Origin of the sequence: Nostoc sp., assembly GCF_036919575.1 — a bacterium.
Classification (GTDB): domain Bacteria; phylum Cyanobacteriota; class Cyanobacteriia; order Cyanobacteriales; family Nostocaceae; genus Nostoc.
Map to the genome: position 1 here is coordinate 1 of NZ_JBALBY010000029.1, position 16,275 is coordinate 16,275.

13 protein-coding genes and 1 pseudogene are annotated in these 16,275 nt (G+C 42.8%); 4 read left to right on the forward strand and 10 right to left on the reverse strand.

Annotation, left to right across the window (positions count from 1 at the left end; genetic code table 11):
- Positions 1 to 294: hypothetical protein (locus tag V7K27_RS09430; protein ID WP_334946448.1), on the forward strand; the 294-nt coding region annotated here is incomplete at its 5' end.
- Between the two features lie 151 nt (positions 295 to 445).
- On the opposite strand, the gene V7K27_RS09435 is transcribed toward V7K27_RS09430, so the two are convergent.
- Positions 446 to 1,348 carry an undecaprenyl-diphosphate phosphatase gene (locus V7K27_RS09435; protein ID WP_334946450.1) on the reverse strand — a complete coding sequence of 301 codons (903 nt, stop codon included), beginning with the start codon at positions 1,346 to 1,348 and terminating at the stop codon, positions 446 to 448.
- A gap of 767 nt (positions 1,349 to 2,115) precedes the next feature.
- Here V7K27_RS09435 and V7K27_RS09440 point away from each other — a divergent pair.
- Positions 2,116 to 2,370 carry a hypothetical protein gene (locus V7K27_RS09440; protein ID WP_334946452.1) on the forward strand — a complete coding sequence of 85 codons (255 nt, stop codon included), beginning with the start codon at positions 2,116 to 2,118 and terminating at the stop codon, positions 2,368 to 2,370.
- 27 nt (positions 2,371 to 2,397) lie between these two features.
- On the opposite strand, the gene bioD is transcribed toward V7K27_RS09440, so the two are convergent.
- From bioD to V7K27_RS09460, 4 genes are all read right to left on the reverse strand, one after another.
- Positions 2,398 to 3,078: a dethiobiotin synthase gene (gene bioD, locus V7K27_RS09445; protein ID WP_334946454.1), complete on the reverse strand. Its 681-nt coding sequence runs from the start codon at positions 3,076 to 3,078 to the stop codon at positions 2,398 to 2,400.
- Positions 3,078 to 4,790 (reverse strand): serine/threonine-protein kinase, encoded by a 1,713-nt coding sequence (locus V7K27_RS09450; RefSeq protein ID WP_334946456.1) that lies wholly within the window; start codon positions 4,788 to 4,790, stop codon positions 3,078 to 3,080. Before V7K27_RS09450 ends, bioD begins: the two co-directional genes overlap by 1 nt.
- Positions 4,791 to 5,059: 269 nt before the next feature.
- The gene (locus tag V7K27_RS09455; protein ID WP_334946458.1) at positions 5,060 to 5,335 is read right to left on the reverse strand and encodes a hypothetical protein; all 276 of its coding nucleotides are present in this window, start codon (positions 5,333 to 5,335) and stop codon (positions 5,060 to 5,062) included.
- 38 nt (positions 5,336 to 5,373) lie between these two features.
- Positions 5,374 to 5,838: a UbiA family prenyltransferase gene (locus tag V7K27_RS09460; RefSeq protein WP_334946460.1), complete on the reverse strand. Its 465-nt coding sequence runs from the start codon at positions 5,836 to 5,838 to the stop codon at positions 5,374 to 5,376.
- Positions 5,839 to 6,548: 710 nt separating this feature from the next.
- Between V7K27_RS09460 and V7K27_RS09465 the strand changes: the two genes are divergently transcribed.
- Both V7K27_RS09465 and V7K27_RS09470 read left to right on the forward strand, forming a co-directional pair.
- Positions 6,549 to 7,565, forward strand: coding sequence for a ribose-phosphate pyrophosphokinase (locus tag V7K27_RS09465; protein ID WP_334946462.1), 1,017 nt, complete (start codon positions 6,549 to 6,551; stop codon positions 7,563 to 7,565).
- 114 nt (positions 7,566 to 7,679) lie between these two features.
- A complete protein-coding gene (locus V7K27_RS09470; RefSeq protein WP_334946464.1) occupies positions 7,680 to 8,354 on the forward strand; it encodes a Uma2 family endonuclease in 675 nt (224 codons plus the stop codon).
- Between the two features lie 331 nt (positions 8,355 to 8,685).
- Here V7K27_RS09470 and V7K27_RS09475 read toward each other — a convergent pair whose 3' ends face one another.
- The 5 genes and pseudogenes from V7K27_RS09475 to V7K27_RS09495 all read right to left on the reverse strand — a co-directional run.
- A complete protein-coding gene (locus V7K27_RS09475) occupies positions 8,686 to 12,330 on the reverse strand; it encodes a response regulator (protein WP_334946466.1) in 3,645 nt (1,214 codons plus the stop codon).
- A gap of 721 nt (positions 12,331 to 13,051) precedes the next feature.
- Entirely contained in the window at positions 13,052 to 13,948 is an 897-nt protein-coding gene (locus V7K27_RS09480) for a hypothetical protein (protein WP_334946468.1), read from the reverse strand.
- Positions 13,949 to 13,996: 48 nt separating this feature from the next.
- Positions 13,997 to 14,275: a GlsB/YeaQ/YmgE family stress response membrane protein gene (locus V7K27_RS09485; protein WP_334946470.1), complete on the reverse strand. Its 279-nt coding sequence runs from the start codon at positions 14,273 to 14,275 to the stop codon at positions 13,997 to 13,999.
- A 166-nt stretch (positions 14,276 to 14,441) separates the two neighbouring features.
- Positions 14,442 to 15,749, reverse strand: a complete 1,308-nt coding sequence (locus V7K27_RS09490; protein WP_334946472.1) for a mannosyltransferase family protein — start codon at positions 15,747 to 15,749, stop codon at positions 14,442 to 14,444.
- Between the two features lie 265 nt (positions 15,750 to 16,014).
- A pseudogene (locus tag V7K27_RS09495) lies at positions 16,015 to 16,271 on the reverse strand (16S rRNA (cytidine(1402)-2'-O)-methyltransferase); the annotation flags it as partial.
- Positions 16,272 to 16,275: the final 4 nt, after the last annotated feature.

Genomic DNA, 16,275 nt, shown 5'->3' on the forward strand with positions numbered 1-16,275 from the left:
GTGGGGAGTGGGGAGTGGGGAGTGGGGAGTGGGGAGTGGGGAGTGGGGAGTGGGGAACAGAAGAGAAAACTAGAGATAGAAAACTTGGTTTTAATTACGAATTACGAATTACGAATTACGAATTATTTTAAGCGACTTAGTTTCCCCACTCCCCACTCATTTCAAGATAAAACAATGTTTTTAGTGCCGAAAAACTTTTGGATTATTCATGTAATACTGCTGCTCTCAGTTTTCTGTTCCGATGCTACTAATACGCCATTATCAGTTAACGTGAGTTCGATAAATCTTGTTTGACCTCTCCCCCAACCCCTCGACCTTGGCGTCAGCCTGCCGTTAGGCAAGCCCAGAGGGGAGTAAAAAGCTTAATTTTTCGTTGCCCCTCCCTTTCCGTTTCGGAGAGGGAGGCTGGGAGAGAGAGGTTCATCGAACTCACGTTCAGTTAAAATCAATTTTGCAACAAACCAGCCATCACAGCAACTATCAAAAATACACCCATTGCCAAGCGGTAGAAAATAAAAATCAAGGTACTGTGTTTTTCCAGGTAGCGTAGGAGTCCCCAAATTGCTAGAAAAGCGGAAATGCTGGCGGAGATTAAGCCCACCAACAAAGTCAACCAACCAGCCGCACTCAGTCCGGCTTTCGTAAGTGTGTGGAGTTCTACAGCACCTGCCAAAATCACGGCTGGTAAGCCCAACAAAAAAGAAAATCGGGCTGATGTCTCCCGTTTCATGCCCAAAAATAACCCGGCGGTGAGGGTGGAACCAGAGCGAGAAACGCCGGGGATGAGGGCAAAAGCTTGAGCAACTCCTACCCAAATGCCATCCCAGAGGTTGAGGTTGTCGAAAGTGCGATCGCGTCCACCGCGTTTTTCGGCGATCGCCAGCAATCCTGACATAATAATTGAAGCCGCACCAATAACTACTAACCCTCGTATCGGTGAGTTACAAGCGTTAAGAATTGGTTTGAGTAGCACACCAGCCACAGCAATGGGCAAAGTTCCTATCAATAAACCTAACATCAGTTGCAAAGAACTAGATTGATAGTCTTGTCTGCTAATTGCTCTAACTGTCTCTCCGGTTAATTTTTTTAAGTCTTGCCAAAAATAGACTAAAACAGCAGTCAAGCTAGCTAACTGCATTGCTGCGGAAAAAGCAGACCCAGGATCTTTCAGTCCCAGTAGAGTTGGCACTATCCGCAAATGAGCAGTACTGCTAATTGGCAGTAGTTCTGTAATTCCCTGAACGATGCCTAAAATAATCACGTCAGTCCAGCTAAAGTTAGCAAAGTCTAGATTTACTTCGCTACCGTTGCCACAGACTGCACTCGCCACCGCAAAAGAAAGCATCATGATATCAGGCGTAAATAATTTACTGTTAATCAAATACCGACAGATTAACTTATGCCAGTGACGTTTGTGTGACTAAGATATAGTACTTGGATGACATTTAACAATCAGAATTCAGGAGTCAGTCGTCAGAATTCAGAATGAATTATGTACGAGTGGGGATAGCGCATTTTTTAGTCCCAAAGATGAAATAAGGCAGGTAAATCCTGCCTTGTGTGTCACTAGAGTTAGGTTAATTTCATCTTTCCTTACCATTGCACGTCTTATTGACAAAGCTATTACCAAGTTATGTCAGAACTGTGACTGCACCAATTGTAAACAGGGCTTATATAGGACTAGTATTTGATTTTTGAAATGCACGTAGTGGAATGTCTAGGCTAAAATAGTGCATTAGACGTAAGTAGACGTAGGTTGGGTGGAGCGGAGCGCAACCCAACTGATTATCAAAATGTTGGGTATCAGGATGTTGGGTTACGCAAAGCCTCCACCCAACCTACAATTTTTTTCCAACATTTTCCTAGACAGTCCACTACAAGACTACCGAGATTTTTTCAGAAATCAAATATGATTCCTATACCATTTCACACAAACCCTAATACATCTGGATTTCTCGTAGGGAACATTGCTGTGCCCCTACCAACGTATTTGTATCATTATTAAAGTAAAACGGTATTAGTAGAGCTTTGCGTAAAAAGGTAGCGTTTTTAATGCAGGGGAACACATTAACAATGCAAGCCGATGCATTGGCTTTGCATTGAGATGCATTGTTAATGCATCTCAATGCATTAATAGTGCAAGCTTACACATTGTTAATGCCAGCCGATGCATTAATAATGCCAGCCGATGCATTAACAATGCCAGCTTACGCATTAGCATTGCAGGTAATTGCCAAATTTAATTTGCTACGAATTAATGAAATGCTGTACTTAGGCGATCGCTACCATCAGTTGCTCAAGTCTTATCTAAGTCAACCAAAAAGTTTTTCTCCCAAGAGCGATGCCTGGGTTGGGCTACGCCTACGCTAATACCCAATGCCCAATGCCCAGCCTAATTTAAAATATTAGCGTTTCCCAATCTAAATCTGATGCTATTTGAGCAAGTTTATCTAAATCAGTCAGGTTATCTAAATAAGGTAAGCAGCCTAAAACTGGCGTGTTAGTGAGTGATTGAATCAATTGCTGTGGTGTCCAGTCGGCTATTTCTGCATCCGTTCGGGGTTGTACGCAGTTCAAAACAATGCCTTTGAGATTGACGCGCGATTGTCTAGCTAATGCTACATTCGCCACTGCTTGAGCGATCGCACCCAATCTAACAGGTACCACCAATACCGTTGGTAAACGCCATTCTCCCGCTAAATCGGCTACCGTTAATTCCTCTGTTACTGGCGAACCTAACCCTCCCAAGGCTTCTATAAGCACAAAATCACGATGCGATCGCAATTTAGATAAAGCTTGCCAAACTACTGCTAAATCTACTCGGCGGTTTTCCCGTGCTGCTGCTATGGGAGGCGCTAAAGGTGCTTGAAAGTATAAAGGTGTAATTTCTTCTGCGGTTTGTTCTAGTGTAAATAGCTTTTGATACCACTCGCGATCGCCAATCCCCGATTGAATCGGTTTCATGATTCCCCAACTACGCTGCGGATAATATTTTTGCCAATAGGCTGCTAACGCTGTTGTTAAAACAGTTTTACCAGCTTCGGTATCAGTTCCAGTAATCAATAGTGTGTTTAACATTAATTTCTTTGGCCAGAAAACGGTTGTGTTCCATCAACCGGCGGAAAAGTTGGCGTTTCACCACTCGGAGGAATTGCCAAGGGTGTTTCTGTCGGAATTACCAGAGGTGTCTCTGTCGGAATTACCAGAGGTGTCTCTGTGGGAATTGCCAGAGGTGTCTCTGTGGGAATTGCCAGAGGTGTTTCTGTCGGAATTGCCAGAGGTGTTTCTGTCGGAATTGGTTTGACTGCTTTTTCTAATGCAACATTGAGATTGTAATTGCTTTCGGCTACTCCTGAAACCAGTGTTAACTCAATAGTATATCTACCAGTAACCAGTAATGTGCTTTCATAAGATGTTACTTGCTGGGCATTATTATTAATTGGTTGTTGATTGGGACTTAAGACTGTTAGCAAAACGCTGCTGCCTGGGTCAATAAACGCAGTTAACTTGTCACCTTCCTGACCAAAAAAAGTGTACCGGATTATTTGATTTGTTTTGAGAGTATCTTGAACCGTGGCTGTGTTATTAGATGCTGCCAGATTGAGGCGCTTAGTAGATACAACAGGTTGATCGTTAGTGGGTGTGGGTGTGAATGTAGTACCACCAGAAATTACTGGTGAAGGGAAATTTTGTGGAAGCGTCTCAGTTGGTGGTGTTTTCGGCTGACTGCGGATGGAACTTACCAGCGCCCAAGAACCAAATCCTGCGATGATTACTACAGCGCTGCCAATTGCGGCGATCGCTAAGGGATTATCCAAAACTGAGCTACTGGCATTTGGTGGAATTACAGGATCGGGTTTTTTGGGCGAAGCTGCTGGTGATACTAAATGAGGACGGCCACCAACAGCCATTGTTTGCAAGTTCGATACATCGGGAGTAGAAACACTGGGTTGAGCCAGAGATTGCAGTGCTTGGGATACATCAGTAGCACTTTGGTAGCGATCGCTCGGTATATGATTCAACATTCGATTTAAAACCAAGGCAAATCGCGGATTAACTCTTACCCATCGTTGCCAATTCCAAGTTAGTTGATTTTCGTCAAATAGATCCCTTGGTTCTTTACCAGTCAGCAAAACAATTGCACTCACCGCTAATCCATACAAATCACTACTAGGATAAGCTCCCCCTGTTTGCATTTGTTCACTCGGAGAGTAGCCTAATTTTCCCACAGTAGTTTCTGGCATTGTACTTTCTGGCGATCGTAAACGCGTTGCCAGTTCTTTTACCACCCCAAAGTCAATTAATACAGGTTTAGCGTCACTATCTCGCAAAATAATATTTTCTGGCGAGATATCCCGGTGAATAATCCCTCGACTGTGAATATGCTCTAAAACAGGCAGCAATAACAGTATCAGCCGCAATACTTCAGCTTCTGTGAAGGTTTCACCCACAGCTTGACGTTCAGCCAGCAGAGTTCGGTACGTTTGACCTGCAACGTAGTCCTCCACCAAAAATAAGCGTTGGTCTTGCTCAAATCTTTCCCGGAATTTAGGTATTTGTAGATGTTGTATTTGATACAAAATAGCAGCTTCTCGGTGAAAAAGCTCTTGTGCCTTCTCCCAAGCCAAAGGCGACCTTGCTGTTGGAATCAATTCCTTGATCGCGCAAAGTTCGTTAAAGCGCCTCTGGTCTTCTGCCAGATAGGTTCTACCAAATCCTCCTTGTCCGAGAATTTGAATTATGCGGTAACGGTTTTGCAAGACAGTGCCAACTGTAATGGGTGGTTGCATGATCGAATGATTGAGTGTAGTAGCAACTGAGGAGGAAGTCACCCACAAAGATTAAGTCTAAGAGGCGACATACAGTTACCTGCGGCAATATTCTACTATACCTAATGGGTATATCCCCATCAGGGCAAGGTTATTTCCTACTGCTTGAAGGAGAATTCAGGAGTCAGAATTCAGGAGTCAGGAGTCAGGAGTCAGGATTCAGGAGTCAGGAGTCAGGAGTCAGAATCAAGACGCTTATTCAGCGTTCGATGGTTCCTGAGCGAATGGCACTAAGAAAAGATATAGCCCCTGCCCTGACTGGTTAACAGCCTCCAGGCTGGGAACCGATTCTGGGAGGCTCCGCCTCCAGGTAAAGTCAGGTAATATAAAACTGGCGGTAAAGATAAAAACCCAGCTGATAAAACGATGCCGGTAGCAGCAGCACCGGCATCGGCTCGGAGGACAAATCCAGTAGCGATCGCCCCAATATCCAAAATTACCATCCGTTTGAGTCGCAGATTATAGGCGATCTGCAATAAGGCGTATGCAGTTATGGCTCCACCCAACTGGGGCGATCGCAACCATGCAAAAATCAGAGCGCCACCTAATCTAATAGCACCAATGTCATCCCAGTAGCAACACGGATGCTGACTAATCCGGCGGCAATTGGCCGCTTACACTTGACAGGGTGCTGACGGTCAGACTCAACATCTGCGATGTCATTGATTAAGTAGAAGCCACTTGATGCAGAGCAAAATAATATAAATGCCAATAGGCTACCTAGCAGAGATTGCAGATTGATGCTAAATGCAAACAATGGTGCTGCAAACACCACTAGGTTTTTTGTCCATTGTCGCGGTCGCATCGCAGCTAAACAGTACGCCGACTTCTTGGAACTAGTTGCTATAGCAGTTAAAGATTTTTCTACTACTGAAGCAAAAAAATTGTAGGTTGGGTGGAGCTTTGCGTAACCCAACATCCTGATAATCAGTTGGGTTGCGCTCCGCTCCACCCAACCTACGTCTACGTCTAATGCACTATTAAAGCCATGAGGGTCCACTACGCGCATTTCAAAAATCAAATTACTAGTCCTATAGTTGCTATAGCAGTTAAAGATTTTTCTACTACTGAAGTACGCCGAGAGTCCATAACTATGCCTGTCGCCTCCCTGTGTCAGGAGAATTAGATTGAACAACTTTCCCTGGTTTTTTAAAATTTATTTATCTTAGTAAAATTACTTACAACTTTTTACCAAGCTAATATTACAGTTGTTGGGTAATATTTTGATATTAAAATATACATTTTTATACAATATTTATTTAAACTTTATTCAATCTTGATCTAAAAACTTCTATGTGAGTAAATTCTCTCCATTGCTAGAGAATCATAGATATGTCGTTTTTTGTCAATGCGTAATTAGTAGAATAATAAGCTACATTTTTAATACTTAGACAAAAGTGTTATACTGTTATAAGAACAAACTTCAATATCACTTAAGTTATAAATGAGGTAGTTAGCAGAAGCTATCTAGCACACCAATTTTTAAGAGATTGGGTTATTTACCTCAGCTCAAAAAATTTTAACTATAGACCTAGTGGACGGTCTTGATGTCCGTTAAGCTATCAATAGCTTGTAAACCTTAGAAAATTAGACAATTAGCAAATTATAATTTTATGGAAAAATGTTTTAATTTTGTATGGAAGCTTCAACAAAACTCACAGATGTTTTTTTAAGCGATTTCTCGGTTAAATCTATTAAATCTCTAATGATAATATTGCTATGAATGCACATAGAGGATCTGCTGTGCTCAGTTCTGCAACTTTCAAAGTGCAACCATCTGTAACAGGACTAACCAATAATCATCGCCTGCGGCTGTTTTCTGGCTCTGCCAATATACAACTGTCTCAAGAAGTCGCTGCTTATGTGGGCATGGATTTGGGGCCAATGATTCGCAAAAGATTTGCGGATGGAGAACTTTACGTTCAAATCCAAGAATCGATTCGGGGTTGTGATGTCTATTTAATCCAGCCATGTTGTCAACCTGTGAACGATCATTTGATGGAATTATTGATTATGGTTGACGCCTGTCGTCGAGCTTCGGCGCGACAGGTAACGGCAGTAATTCCCTACTACGGCTATGCGCGCGCCGATCGCAAAACGGCAGGACGAGAGTCAATAACTGCCAAGCTGGTTGCTAACTTGATCACTGAAGCCGGTGCCAACCGCGTTCTCGCAATGGATTTACACTCGGCTCAGATTCAAGGCTATTTCGATATACCCTTTGATCATGTTTACGGTTCGCCAGTATTGCTGGATTATCTAGCAAGCAAACAACTGCCCGACCTGGTGGTTGTTTCCCCCGATGTTGGTGGTGTAGCACGAGCTAGGGCATTTGCAAAAAAACTGAATGATGCTCCACTGGCGATTATTGACAAACGTCGTCAGGCACATAATGTTGCGGAAGTGTTAAATATCATCGGTGATGTTAAAGGCAAAACGGCAGTGTTGGTGGATGACATGATCGACACTGGGGGCACGATCGCAGAAGGGGCGCGATTACTGCGTGAAGAAGGAGCGCGTCAGGTATACGCCTGTGCAACTCATGCGGTGTTTTCTCCACCGGCGATGGAGCGGTTATCCAGTGGCTTGTTTGAGGAAGTCATTGTGACAAATACGATTCCCATACCAGAAAACAACCGCTTTCCCCAACTAGTGGTGCTGTCAGTAGCTAATCTGTTAGGAGAAACTATCTGGCGGATTCATGAAGATACTTCAGTGAGTAGTATGTTTCGCTAGACTGTCATTCCTGTTACTGGCGTAAATTACCCACACTTCTCCTGACGGAGTAAGTGTGAGTAGTTCACAATACTTTAATTCAGTTTGGACAATTTGGCTAAAGAGGACAAAGGGATGGTTACAACTCCTAAAAAAGTGATTTCAGTTTTACCTCTGGAAAATGGCGATCGCTTATCTCGCTACGAATTTGAGCGTCGCTATCGGGCAATGCCGCATTTAAGAAAAGCTGAACTGGTTGAAGGAGTTGTATATATCATGGCATCCCCACTGAGAATTAAAAGTCATGGGGAACCACATGGAAACCTGATCGGGTGGTTGTGGAACTATAAAACAGCAACCCCTGGCCTTGTTCTCGGAATTGAACCCACAGTGCGTTTAGATGCAGATAATGAACCACAGCCTGACGCAGTACTATTCATTCCGGGCAGACAGGCATTGATTAGTGAGGATGATTATATCCAAGGCGCACCCGAACTGGTAATAGAAGTGGCAGCAAGCAGTGCAGCCATCGATTTACATGATAAAAAACGCACCTATCGACGGAATGGAGTACAGGAGTATATTGTCTGGCGAACATTAGATAATCAGTTGGATTGGTTTAGGCTGCAAGCAGACGAGTATGTTTTGCTACCAACCGATGAGCAGGGAATTATTCGCAGTCAGGTGTTTCCGGGGTTGTGGTTGGCGGTACCTGCCTTACTGTCAGGAGAAATGGCAACGGTGTTATCTGTGTTACAAGCAGGTTTAGCTGCCACTGGACATCAAGAATTTATCCAAAAGTTAAAATAATTTGTAATATCATGTCCGCTTGATTACTTATTAAACCCGAAGAACCCCACCCCTTAATCCCCTCCCCGCCTGCGGGGAGGGGAGACAAAGCCCAGCCTTGGCTCTTTGGGGTGCAATGACTATCGGGATCACAACTAATTACCCGGACATGATATAACTCGTAAATCGTAATTAAGTTTTGTAACCGGCATTGGCTCTGCATGGGAACGAGAGACTCCCTACTCCCTACTCCCTACTCCCTACTCCCTACTCCCTACTCCCTACTCCCTACTCCCTACTCCCTACTCCCTACTCCCTACTCCCTACTCTCTACTCCCTACTCTCTACTTCCTTAACGATATAGCCAAACCCGGAGTAGTGAAAGCAGTTGCTCAGTATCTACAGGTTTGGTGATGTAGTCAGAGGCTCCAGCTTCAATGCACTTTTCGCGATCGCCTGGCATAGCTTTGGCAGTTAAAGCAATGATTGGTAGTGAGCGAAACTGTTGTTGCTGGCGGATGGCGCGGGTGGTTTCGTAACCATCCATTTCTGGCATCATGATATCCATCAAAACTATATTAATGTCAGGATTAGCTTGCAGCCTCTCTATGCCATCTCTGCCATTTTCGGCAAACAGCACTTGCATTTGATAGCTTTCTAAAAAGCTGGTGAGGGCAAAAATATTTCGCAGATCATCATCTACAATCAAAATTTTCCGATTAGCCAGCACCGGATCAGTTTGATGTAGTTGCTCTAGGATTTGACGCTTTGGTGGGGGCAAATTTGCTTGCACCCGATGCAAAAACAGGGCTGTTTCGTCTAACAACCGCTCTGGCGATCGCACATTTTTAATAATAATTGTTTCTGCTAGTCCCCGCAGTTGGGTTTCTTCTTGTCGGCTGAGTTCTTTGCCGGTGTAGACGATGATCGGCAGTTTCAAAAGTCTGGGTTCAAGCTTGATCTGCTCAATTAGTGTAAAACCGCTCATATCGGGCAGACCAAGATCCAATACCATACAATCAAAGTGATGCGATCGCAAAATCGAGAGGGCTTCTGCCCCCGTACCCACTGCTGTACTCTGGACATCACTATTACCGATCAGTTCGATAATACTTTGGGCTTGTACGGGATCATCTTCGACGATTAAAAGAGTTTTTACCTGACGCTCAATAAAGCCTTTAATCTCAGTCAATACCTGAGTTAGCGCTTCTGGAGAAACGGGTTTTTGGAGATAGGTAATCGCTCCTAAGTTTAATCCCCGTTGTTGTCTTTCATCAACAGAAAGTATGTGTACTGGTATATGTCTGGTATCTGGCTTATGCTTCAGACGATCCAGCACCGTCCAACCATCCATCTCTGGCATGTGGATATCTAGCATAATCGCATTGGGTTTAAACTGTTGCGCTAGTGCTAGACCTTGTTTGCTCTGTAAAGCAACGATGGTTTTAAAACCCTGCTGACGTGCCATATCTAGTAAGATGCGGGCGAATTTATCGTCATCCTCAATAATTAGCAAAATGCGATCGCCCGGTTGAATTATTTCCCGATCATCTGGAATGTCGTTGGGGAAGCTGCTAAGTATTTTCGCGGATGCAGATGTATCCACAGTTCTAGCTCTGTTTTCGACCCTTGACACTTCTTTGATGGTCGATGCCGTGCGGATAGAGGTGATTGGCTCAGAGGGTAGTGTGGTGAGAGTATTTTCACCATTCTTTTCCTGTCGCCTGGGTAAGTAAAGGGTGAAGGTGCTTCCCTTTCCTGGTTGGCTGACTACTTCAATTTTCCCTCCCAACAGTTGAGCCAGTTCGCGGCTGATGGACAAGCCCAAACCAGTCCCCCCATACTTGCGGCTGGTGGTGCCATCTGCCTGCTGAAATGCCTCGAAAATAATCTTCTGCTTCTCGGCTGGAATGCCTATACCCGTGTCGCTAACTGCAAAAGCAATCATGGGATTATCAACTTCGGCTGCCTCAGTTGCCATGCTAATTTGTAAGTTTACGCCTCCTTCTTCGGTAAACTTAAAGGCGTTAGCCAGGAGATTTTTCAGCACTTGTTGCAGGCGTTTGGAGTCGTTAGAAATTGTCGAGGGTAACTTCTGATCCAGTTGAATAGTAAAATTGAGTTTTTTATTCTGGGCAACTTCCCGGAAAGTCTGCTCTAGAGATGTCTGCAAATCTGCAAAAAGAATTTGCTCAATATCGAGTGACATAGTACCCGACTCAATTTTTGCCAAATCTAGAATGTCATTGATCAACTCCAGCAAATCAGTTCCAGCCGAGTAAATAGTCCGGCTATACTCAACCTGTTTGTCGGTCAAGTTGCTAAGAGAGTTATCTGCTAGCAGCCTTGCTAAAATTAACAGACTATTTAGCGGTGTCCGTAACTCGTGGGACATATTCGCCAGAAATTCTGACTTATATTTGGAAGACAACGCCAGTTGTTCAGCTTTTTCTTCCAAAGACTGCCTCGCGCCCTCAACTTCTTCGTTCTTACGGGCAACTTCCCGATTTTGAACTTCTAACAATTCTGCCTTTTCTTCTAGCTCCTCATTTAGTTGTTGTAATTCTTCGTTAGACTGCTTAACAAGAAATTGTGATTCCTCCAACTCCTGCGCCTGTTCTTCCAAGCGTTGATTGCTCTGCTGTAGTTCTTCTTGCTGGCTTTGCAATTCCTCTGTTAAAGTAACAGACTCTTCAAGTAGTTGCTGGGTTTGCACTTGTGAGGCGATGTTATTTAAAAATACACCCAGATTTTCACTCAATTGCTCTAGAAATGTCAGGTGCAACTCGTTAAAAGGCCCAAAAGAGGCAAGTTCAATTACGGCATTTACCTGCGTTTCAAATAGTATGGGCAGCACAATAATATTTAGCGGTGGTGCTTCTCCTAAGCCGGAACTGATGCGGATATAGTCATTAGGAACTTCTGTGAGCAGGATTCTTTGTTTTTCTAGGGCGGATTGTCCCACCAATCCCTCACCCAAGCGAAACTGATTTGCCAGATTTTTCCGCTCTTTATAAGCATAACTACTCAACAACTTCAGTACAGGCTGGTCGTCTATTGAGTCCATCAGATAAAAAACGCCTTGGGATGCTCCAACCAGTGGTGCTAAATTCGACAAGATCAGGCGAGATACACTTTCCAGATTTCGCTGTCCTTGGAGCATCTGGGTAAATTCAGCTAAGTTAGATTTTAGCCAGTTTTGCTCCTCATTTTTTTGAGTTGTGTTTCGCAAATTAACGATCATCTGGTTGAAGGTGCGCGTCAACACACCAATTTCATCCAGGCGATCGCTATCTGATAAACTCACCGATAAATCCCCATCCGCCATTTTTTCTGCCAAATCAGAAACTTGCTTGAGCGGTACTGAGATATTTCGGGTCAGGGCAAACCCGATCAAAGCTAAGATCAAAGAAAATAAGGGAATACTATAGACAATATTGGCGATCGTTTGCTGGGCTGCTGCTCGTGCCTTACCAGAGCGCTTTTCCAGCAGTGTATTCTCTTCAGTTTTCATCGCCTGGATAACTTTGCGGATTTCACCCATTAGCTGCTTGCCCCGGTCTGTCAGAACCACCTTCTGAGAAGCTTCAAAGCTTTGGTTCTGGCGCAAGTCAATAGTTTCTTTAAGTTCAGCCAGCTTTTGATCGATTAATGGCTGTAAAATATCAAGCCGACTCTGTTGATTGAGATTATCTGCTGTTAACCTTTGAAGTTCCTTGACTTTTTGATTCAGTACTTGAATGGCAGCGTTATAAGGTTCTAAATAACGCTCTTCTCCAGTAATAATGTAACCACGTTGTCCAGTTTCAGCATTAGTCAGTTGCAAGTTGAGGTCTTCAAGCTGACTTAACACCTGGTAGGTATGGCTTTCTTGGCGCGAAGTTTCGATTAGATCGTTGGTGCTTTGGTAGGAGATTAGACCAATGGTCGTCAGAGTTGCCAAACTCAAGGCAAAACTTACTCCAATTTTGGTTCCAATCTTCAAACGGTTCAACATTATTCCAGGCAACTATTCAAATTTTTTCTGTTTTTCAGACTATTGTGATTATGTTTTAACTATCCAAAACAAATCTATAATATTTCCTTTACGTAGGATATGTCTAGTTTTTTGCACACCAGATATTATTGTATATATCCTAGTATATTACGCTCAATACGAGTCTGTATTGTGCTGCGTTTTTAAACGCTTTACATCCCCTGCTTGATGTACGTTGAGGCAGGGGATGTAAAGCGATTCGATAAATTTTTTCTCTAACATTTTGATAATTTAACAAATTTTAATAGCAAAAAAATTGCTTTGTTGGGTGGAGGCTTTGCGGAACCCAACATCCTGATAGATATATGTTGGGTTCCGCTCCGCTCCACCCAACCTACGTCTACGTCTAATGCACTATTAAAGCCATGAGGGTCTACTACGTGCATTTCACTAATCTTATACTAGTCCTATAGTATATTTAAAAATATAACGCTATTTTAAATAATAAGTATTTAAAAATTTGTTATTAGATTATAAATTTAACATCAGGCTTTATTAAAAAATGGTGGTTTTTATGGGCGCGGTAATTGACCTAGCAAGACCAAAATTCTACAATCAAGAATTCAATGCTAATTTAATATTACTAAATATAGTGGCTTTTGCGGTTGGATATGACATCAATGCCATTGTACATCACTATATAGATCAACCCTCTTAAGATTAACTAGGAGTTCGTAATAATCTAGCGATCGCTTCTAGCCGCATCAAGTTCAGATTGGCTATAGATCCGAAAATGTTGAATCTTGTGACTCTCTAAAATAGCTCTTGCACCGGCGATGTAGATATCAGTACTATTTAGGACTAATAGGTAATTGCCAAGGGTCACTTGATGCTGATAATATCTGGCTAGCTCGTCAGGAATACCTAAATTAGTGTAGTTATCTTTGGAACCGCTAATATCTACCTCAATAATACCACTTAGAGTAGTTGTATCCTGAGCAATCACTGATACTTGACTCATCGCAAAGCCAGCAGTTTTGAGTTCACTAAGCGCTCTTTGTGTGTCTTGGCGCGTAGAAAAAACACCAACTGCATTTTTATAACGACTATTTGGCGTCGAGTATGGCTCACAAATAACCCACTGTTGAATATTACAGCGATTAAAAATCCTCTTAGCAAGACGAATTTCTTCTATGTCTATCCCGGTTACAATCACCAAATAGTAACCTTTACAAACTAGATCGCTGTAACCTTGTGCTTGCTCTTTAGGAATTCCGAAAGCTAGCAACACACTATGCAAATCACCTGCGGTTACATTGATCGCACCACCTGCTAAAGTGGTAGCGATCGCTATTGCTTCTGCTCCGGCTAGGATGACTCGGCCTATACCAGGAATTACCCAGAGGACTAAACCTACTAATAAGCCAGTAATGTCTCCAGCAGTATCTTCTGAGGATGTATTGCCAGTGCTATCTTTAACATCAACACTAGCAATATCATTTTGTTCTTCTGCATCCCGTGCAATTAGGGAAACTTTGTGCATTGGAAAATTACAAGCTTTTAGTTCCTCAAGTGCTAATTGTGCATCCGAACATCTAGCGAAAACTCCTATAGTTCTTCGCTCTTTTTCTAATGTCATTTTATCGGTTTATTGCAGCTAGAAGTGATTCCCAAAAGTGTTAGGTTATTACACAGCCCGACGAGTCAGTAGACCCCAAAGGAAAATCAGTAACATAGCACCAAGAACAGCAAATAAAATGCTTCCAAGGGAAAAAGCTCCTACAGATGCGGCGGCTGCCGAACTACTTCCTAGCAAAGTTTGACCCAAATAACCCCCGACAACGGCTCCAAGGATTCCCAAAACAATGGTGGAGACAATACCGCCACCTTGGGTTCCTGGATAAAATACCTTAGCTAACGCACCTGCAATTAAACCCAAAACCAGCCAAGCAATAATGTTACCCATTGAATTTTTCCTTCCGTGAAAATCTGCTTTGTTTGCTTTTGACTTTTTTATCTTAAAGTTTGCCGATAAAATTTCTGATCTATCTAGAGAACTAATATCAAAAATCTTTAGATATCATTTGTAGCTGCGTAACAGCTTAGGAATCAAACCGGATTCCTATATCCAATTATCCTACCCAATGGTTGTGTCCCCAACGATACCACTGTTCGACTAGCCCTAAGCCAGAAACCAGGAGACACCCGTAAAGAAATTCTCGTGTCTTTGGACTATCAAGATGGTCTATCACCACACCAAAAGCAATAAAAAAGAAGGGCGTTGCAAATACAAATCGTGCCAGACTATAGAGATAGTGGGAAGCGGCTAGAAATCCAATTGCTGCATTGGCTATACAAATGGATAAGCAAAAAAAGAACACATAATTTGTTTGTAGTTGGGCAATGGTTGGAGTTACATATTGAGGAGTAAGTTTACCCGCTTTTCCTAATTGCCAAGAACGGATAGAATAAATCAAAATCGCTATCGGAGGATAAAAAAGGGTTATCGATAGTAAAGGATATTTGGGTACATACAGCAAAATCTGTTTGTGTTTGGCATGAAAGTAAATGAGAACAACCACCAGGAAGAACAGAATAAATGGAAAGTATAAACCGTGTAAGTCATTTAACAGCGACCTGGGAAACAGCAGGAACAATGGTCGAAACTGAAGAGTTCTTCCCCACTCCACTTGGGCTTGAAAGGGAGCCAAAAAGTTGCCTGTTGATAATAGACAATAGATGCCGTAGATCGAATAACCTGCCATAGCGCATATAGCAATCAGTGCAGTGGGGATAGTATATTTTTTCCACTCCCTAGTTTGAGAATGGGTTTCAGACCCTAAGTGACTTCCTAAAAAGACACAAGCGATCGCCGCAAATGCAGCAAAGAGAAGTTGCACTAAACTCGGTCGAGACACAGACATCAGAATCACGGACAGCGCTAAGATACTATTCCAAAACACAGAATTTGAAAATAAAAGAGCTACCACACTAATGATTGCCCAGAGCGAGAACAAGCTCTCAGTGTAGCCAATACTATGGAAAATAGAATTAGGATTAATAACATAAAGTATAAGAGTGATAAAGCTCAAACTTTCTGACTTAATGACTTTTCGCAAGACAAATAAGACAATAGGTAGTGACAAGACAAAGAGGATATTAGAGAGTATAAAAGCATACCGAAGCCCAACGACGGAACTCTCTGGGGCAAACAAACGAATTACTTGTGACCAGAGTGGGTAGAAGGCTTGACAATGAGGATGCAAACCCAGATTGACATAATGAATCGCATCCCAGTACTGAAACTCTCTCCCCTCTTGTACCGCTAATTTGGCAATTCCATCCGGTGAAAGGAGGATACCTATACTACTACAAACAGTGTAAAATACGAGAGCAAGAATAATTTGCTTCCAAAAGGAAAAACGAACTAAGCTTTTCATGTGATATCTCCCTAGTAAACCACGACCACTTTATTTATCGAACAGAATTCAGGAGTCAGAATTTAGAATTCATTCTGAATTCTGAACGAAAAAGCGGATGAATAATCGGTGTTTTTGCACCCCCACCAAAAATTCTAGTTTTGTGGTGCAACAATTCAGTCGCGGGTCCCAATCCCCGACTGAAAGATTGCTGAATTCTGGATTCTGGATTCTGCATTCTTCTTCAAGATTGTGCTATTTTGCATATATTACCTTTATGATGCGTTTAAATATTACAATCAGAGTCTAGAACTAAAGAAAGAGCGAGTTGATAAAGTTGGCGACGGGGAAGGTAAGTCACTTTTGCTAATTCACGGCTGGCTTGCGATCGCAATATTCCCTGACTAATCAACTGTTTCAATTCGGCTTTCAATTCCTCTTCTGTCAGTTGGGGCTGACTGGATGGAATTCCCGCCACGACTAAATGTATATTCACTGAAGGGGTTCTCGTTGGCTGTAGTGAGCGATCGCCTGATGAATCGAGCGG

What these genes read in the sequence shown, in the direction of transcription:
- V7K27_RS09435 (WP_334946450.1), bottom strand. Translation starts at nt 1,348, where the DNA reads ATGATGCTTTCTTTTGCGGTGGCGAGTGCAGTCTGTGGCAACGGTAGC.
- V7K27_RS09440 (WP_334946452.1), top strand. Translation starts at nt 2,116, where the DNA reads ATGCATCTCAATGCATTAATAGTGCAAGCTTACACATTGTTAATGCCA.
- bioD (WP_334946454.1), bottom strand. Translation starts at nt 3,078, where the DNA reads ATGTTAAACACACTATTGATTACTGGAACTGATACCGAAGCTGGTAAA.
- V7K27_RS09450 (WP_334946456.1), bottom strand. Translation starts at nt 4,790, where the DNA reads ATGCAACCACCCATTACAGTTGGCACTGTCTTGCAAAACCGTTACCGC.
- V7K27_RS09460 (WP_334946460.1), bottom strand. Translation starts at nt 5,838, where the DNA reads ATGCGCGTAGTGGACCCTCATGGCTTTAATAGTGCATTAGACGTAGAC.
- V7K27_RS09465 (WP_334946462.1), top strand. Translation starts at nt 6,549, where the DNA reads ATGAATGCACATAGAGGATCTGCTGTGCTCAGTTCTGCAACTTTCAAA.
- V7K27_RS09470 (WP_334946464.1), top strand. Translation starts at nt 7,680, where the DNA reads ATGGTTACAACTCCTAAAAAAGTGATTTCAGTTTTACCTCTGGAAAAT.
- V7K27_RS09475 (WP_334946466.1), bottom strand. Translation starts at nt 12,330, where the DNA reads ATGTTGAACCGTTTGAAGATTGGAACCAAAATTGGAGTAAGTTTTGCC.
- V7K27_RS09480 (WP_334946468.1), bottom strand. Translation starts at nt 13,948, where the DNA reads ATGACATTAGAAAAAGAGCGAAGAACTATAGGAGTTTTCGCTAGATGT.
- V7K27_RS09485 (WP_334946470.1), bottom strand. Translation starts at nt 14,275, where the DNA reads ATGGGTAACATTATTGCTTGGCTGGTTTTGGGTTTAATTGCAGGTGCG.
- V7K27_RS09490 (WP_334946472.1), bottom strand. Translation starts at nt 15,749, where the DNA reads ATGAAAAGCTTAGTTCGTTTTTCCTTTTGGAAGCAAATTATTCTTGCT.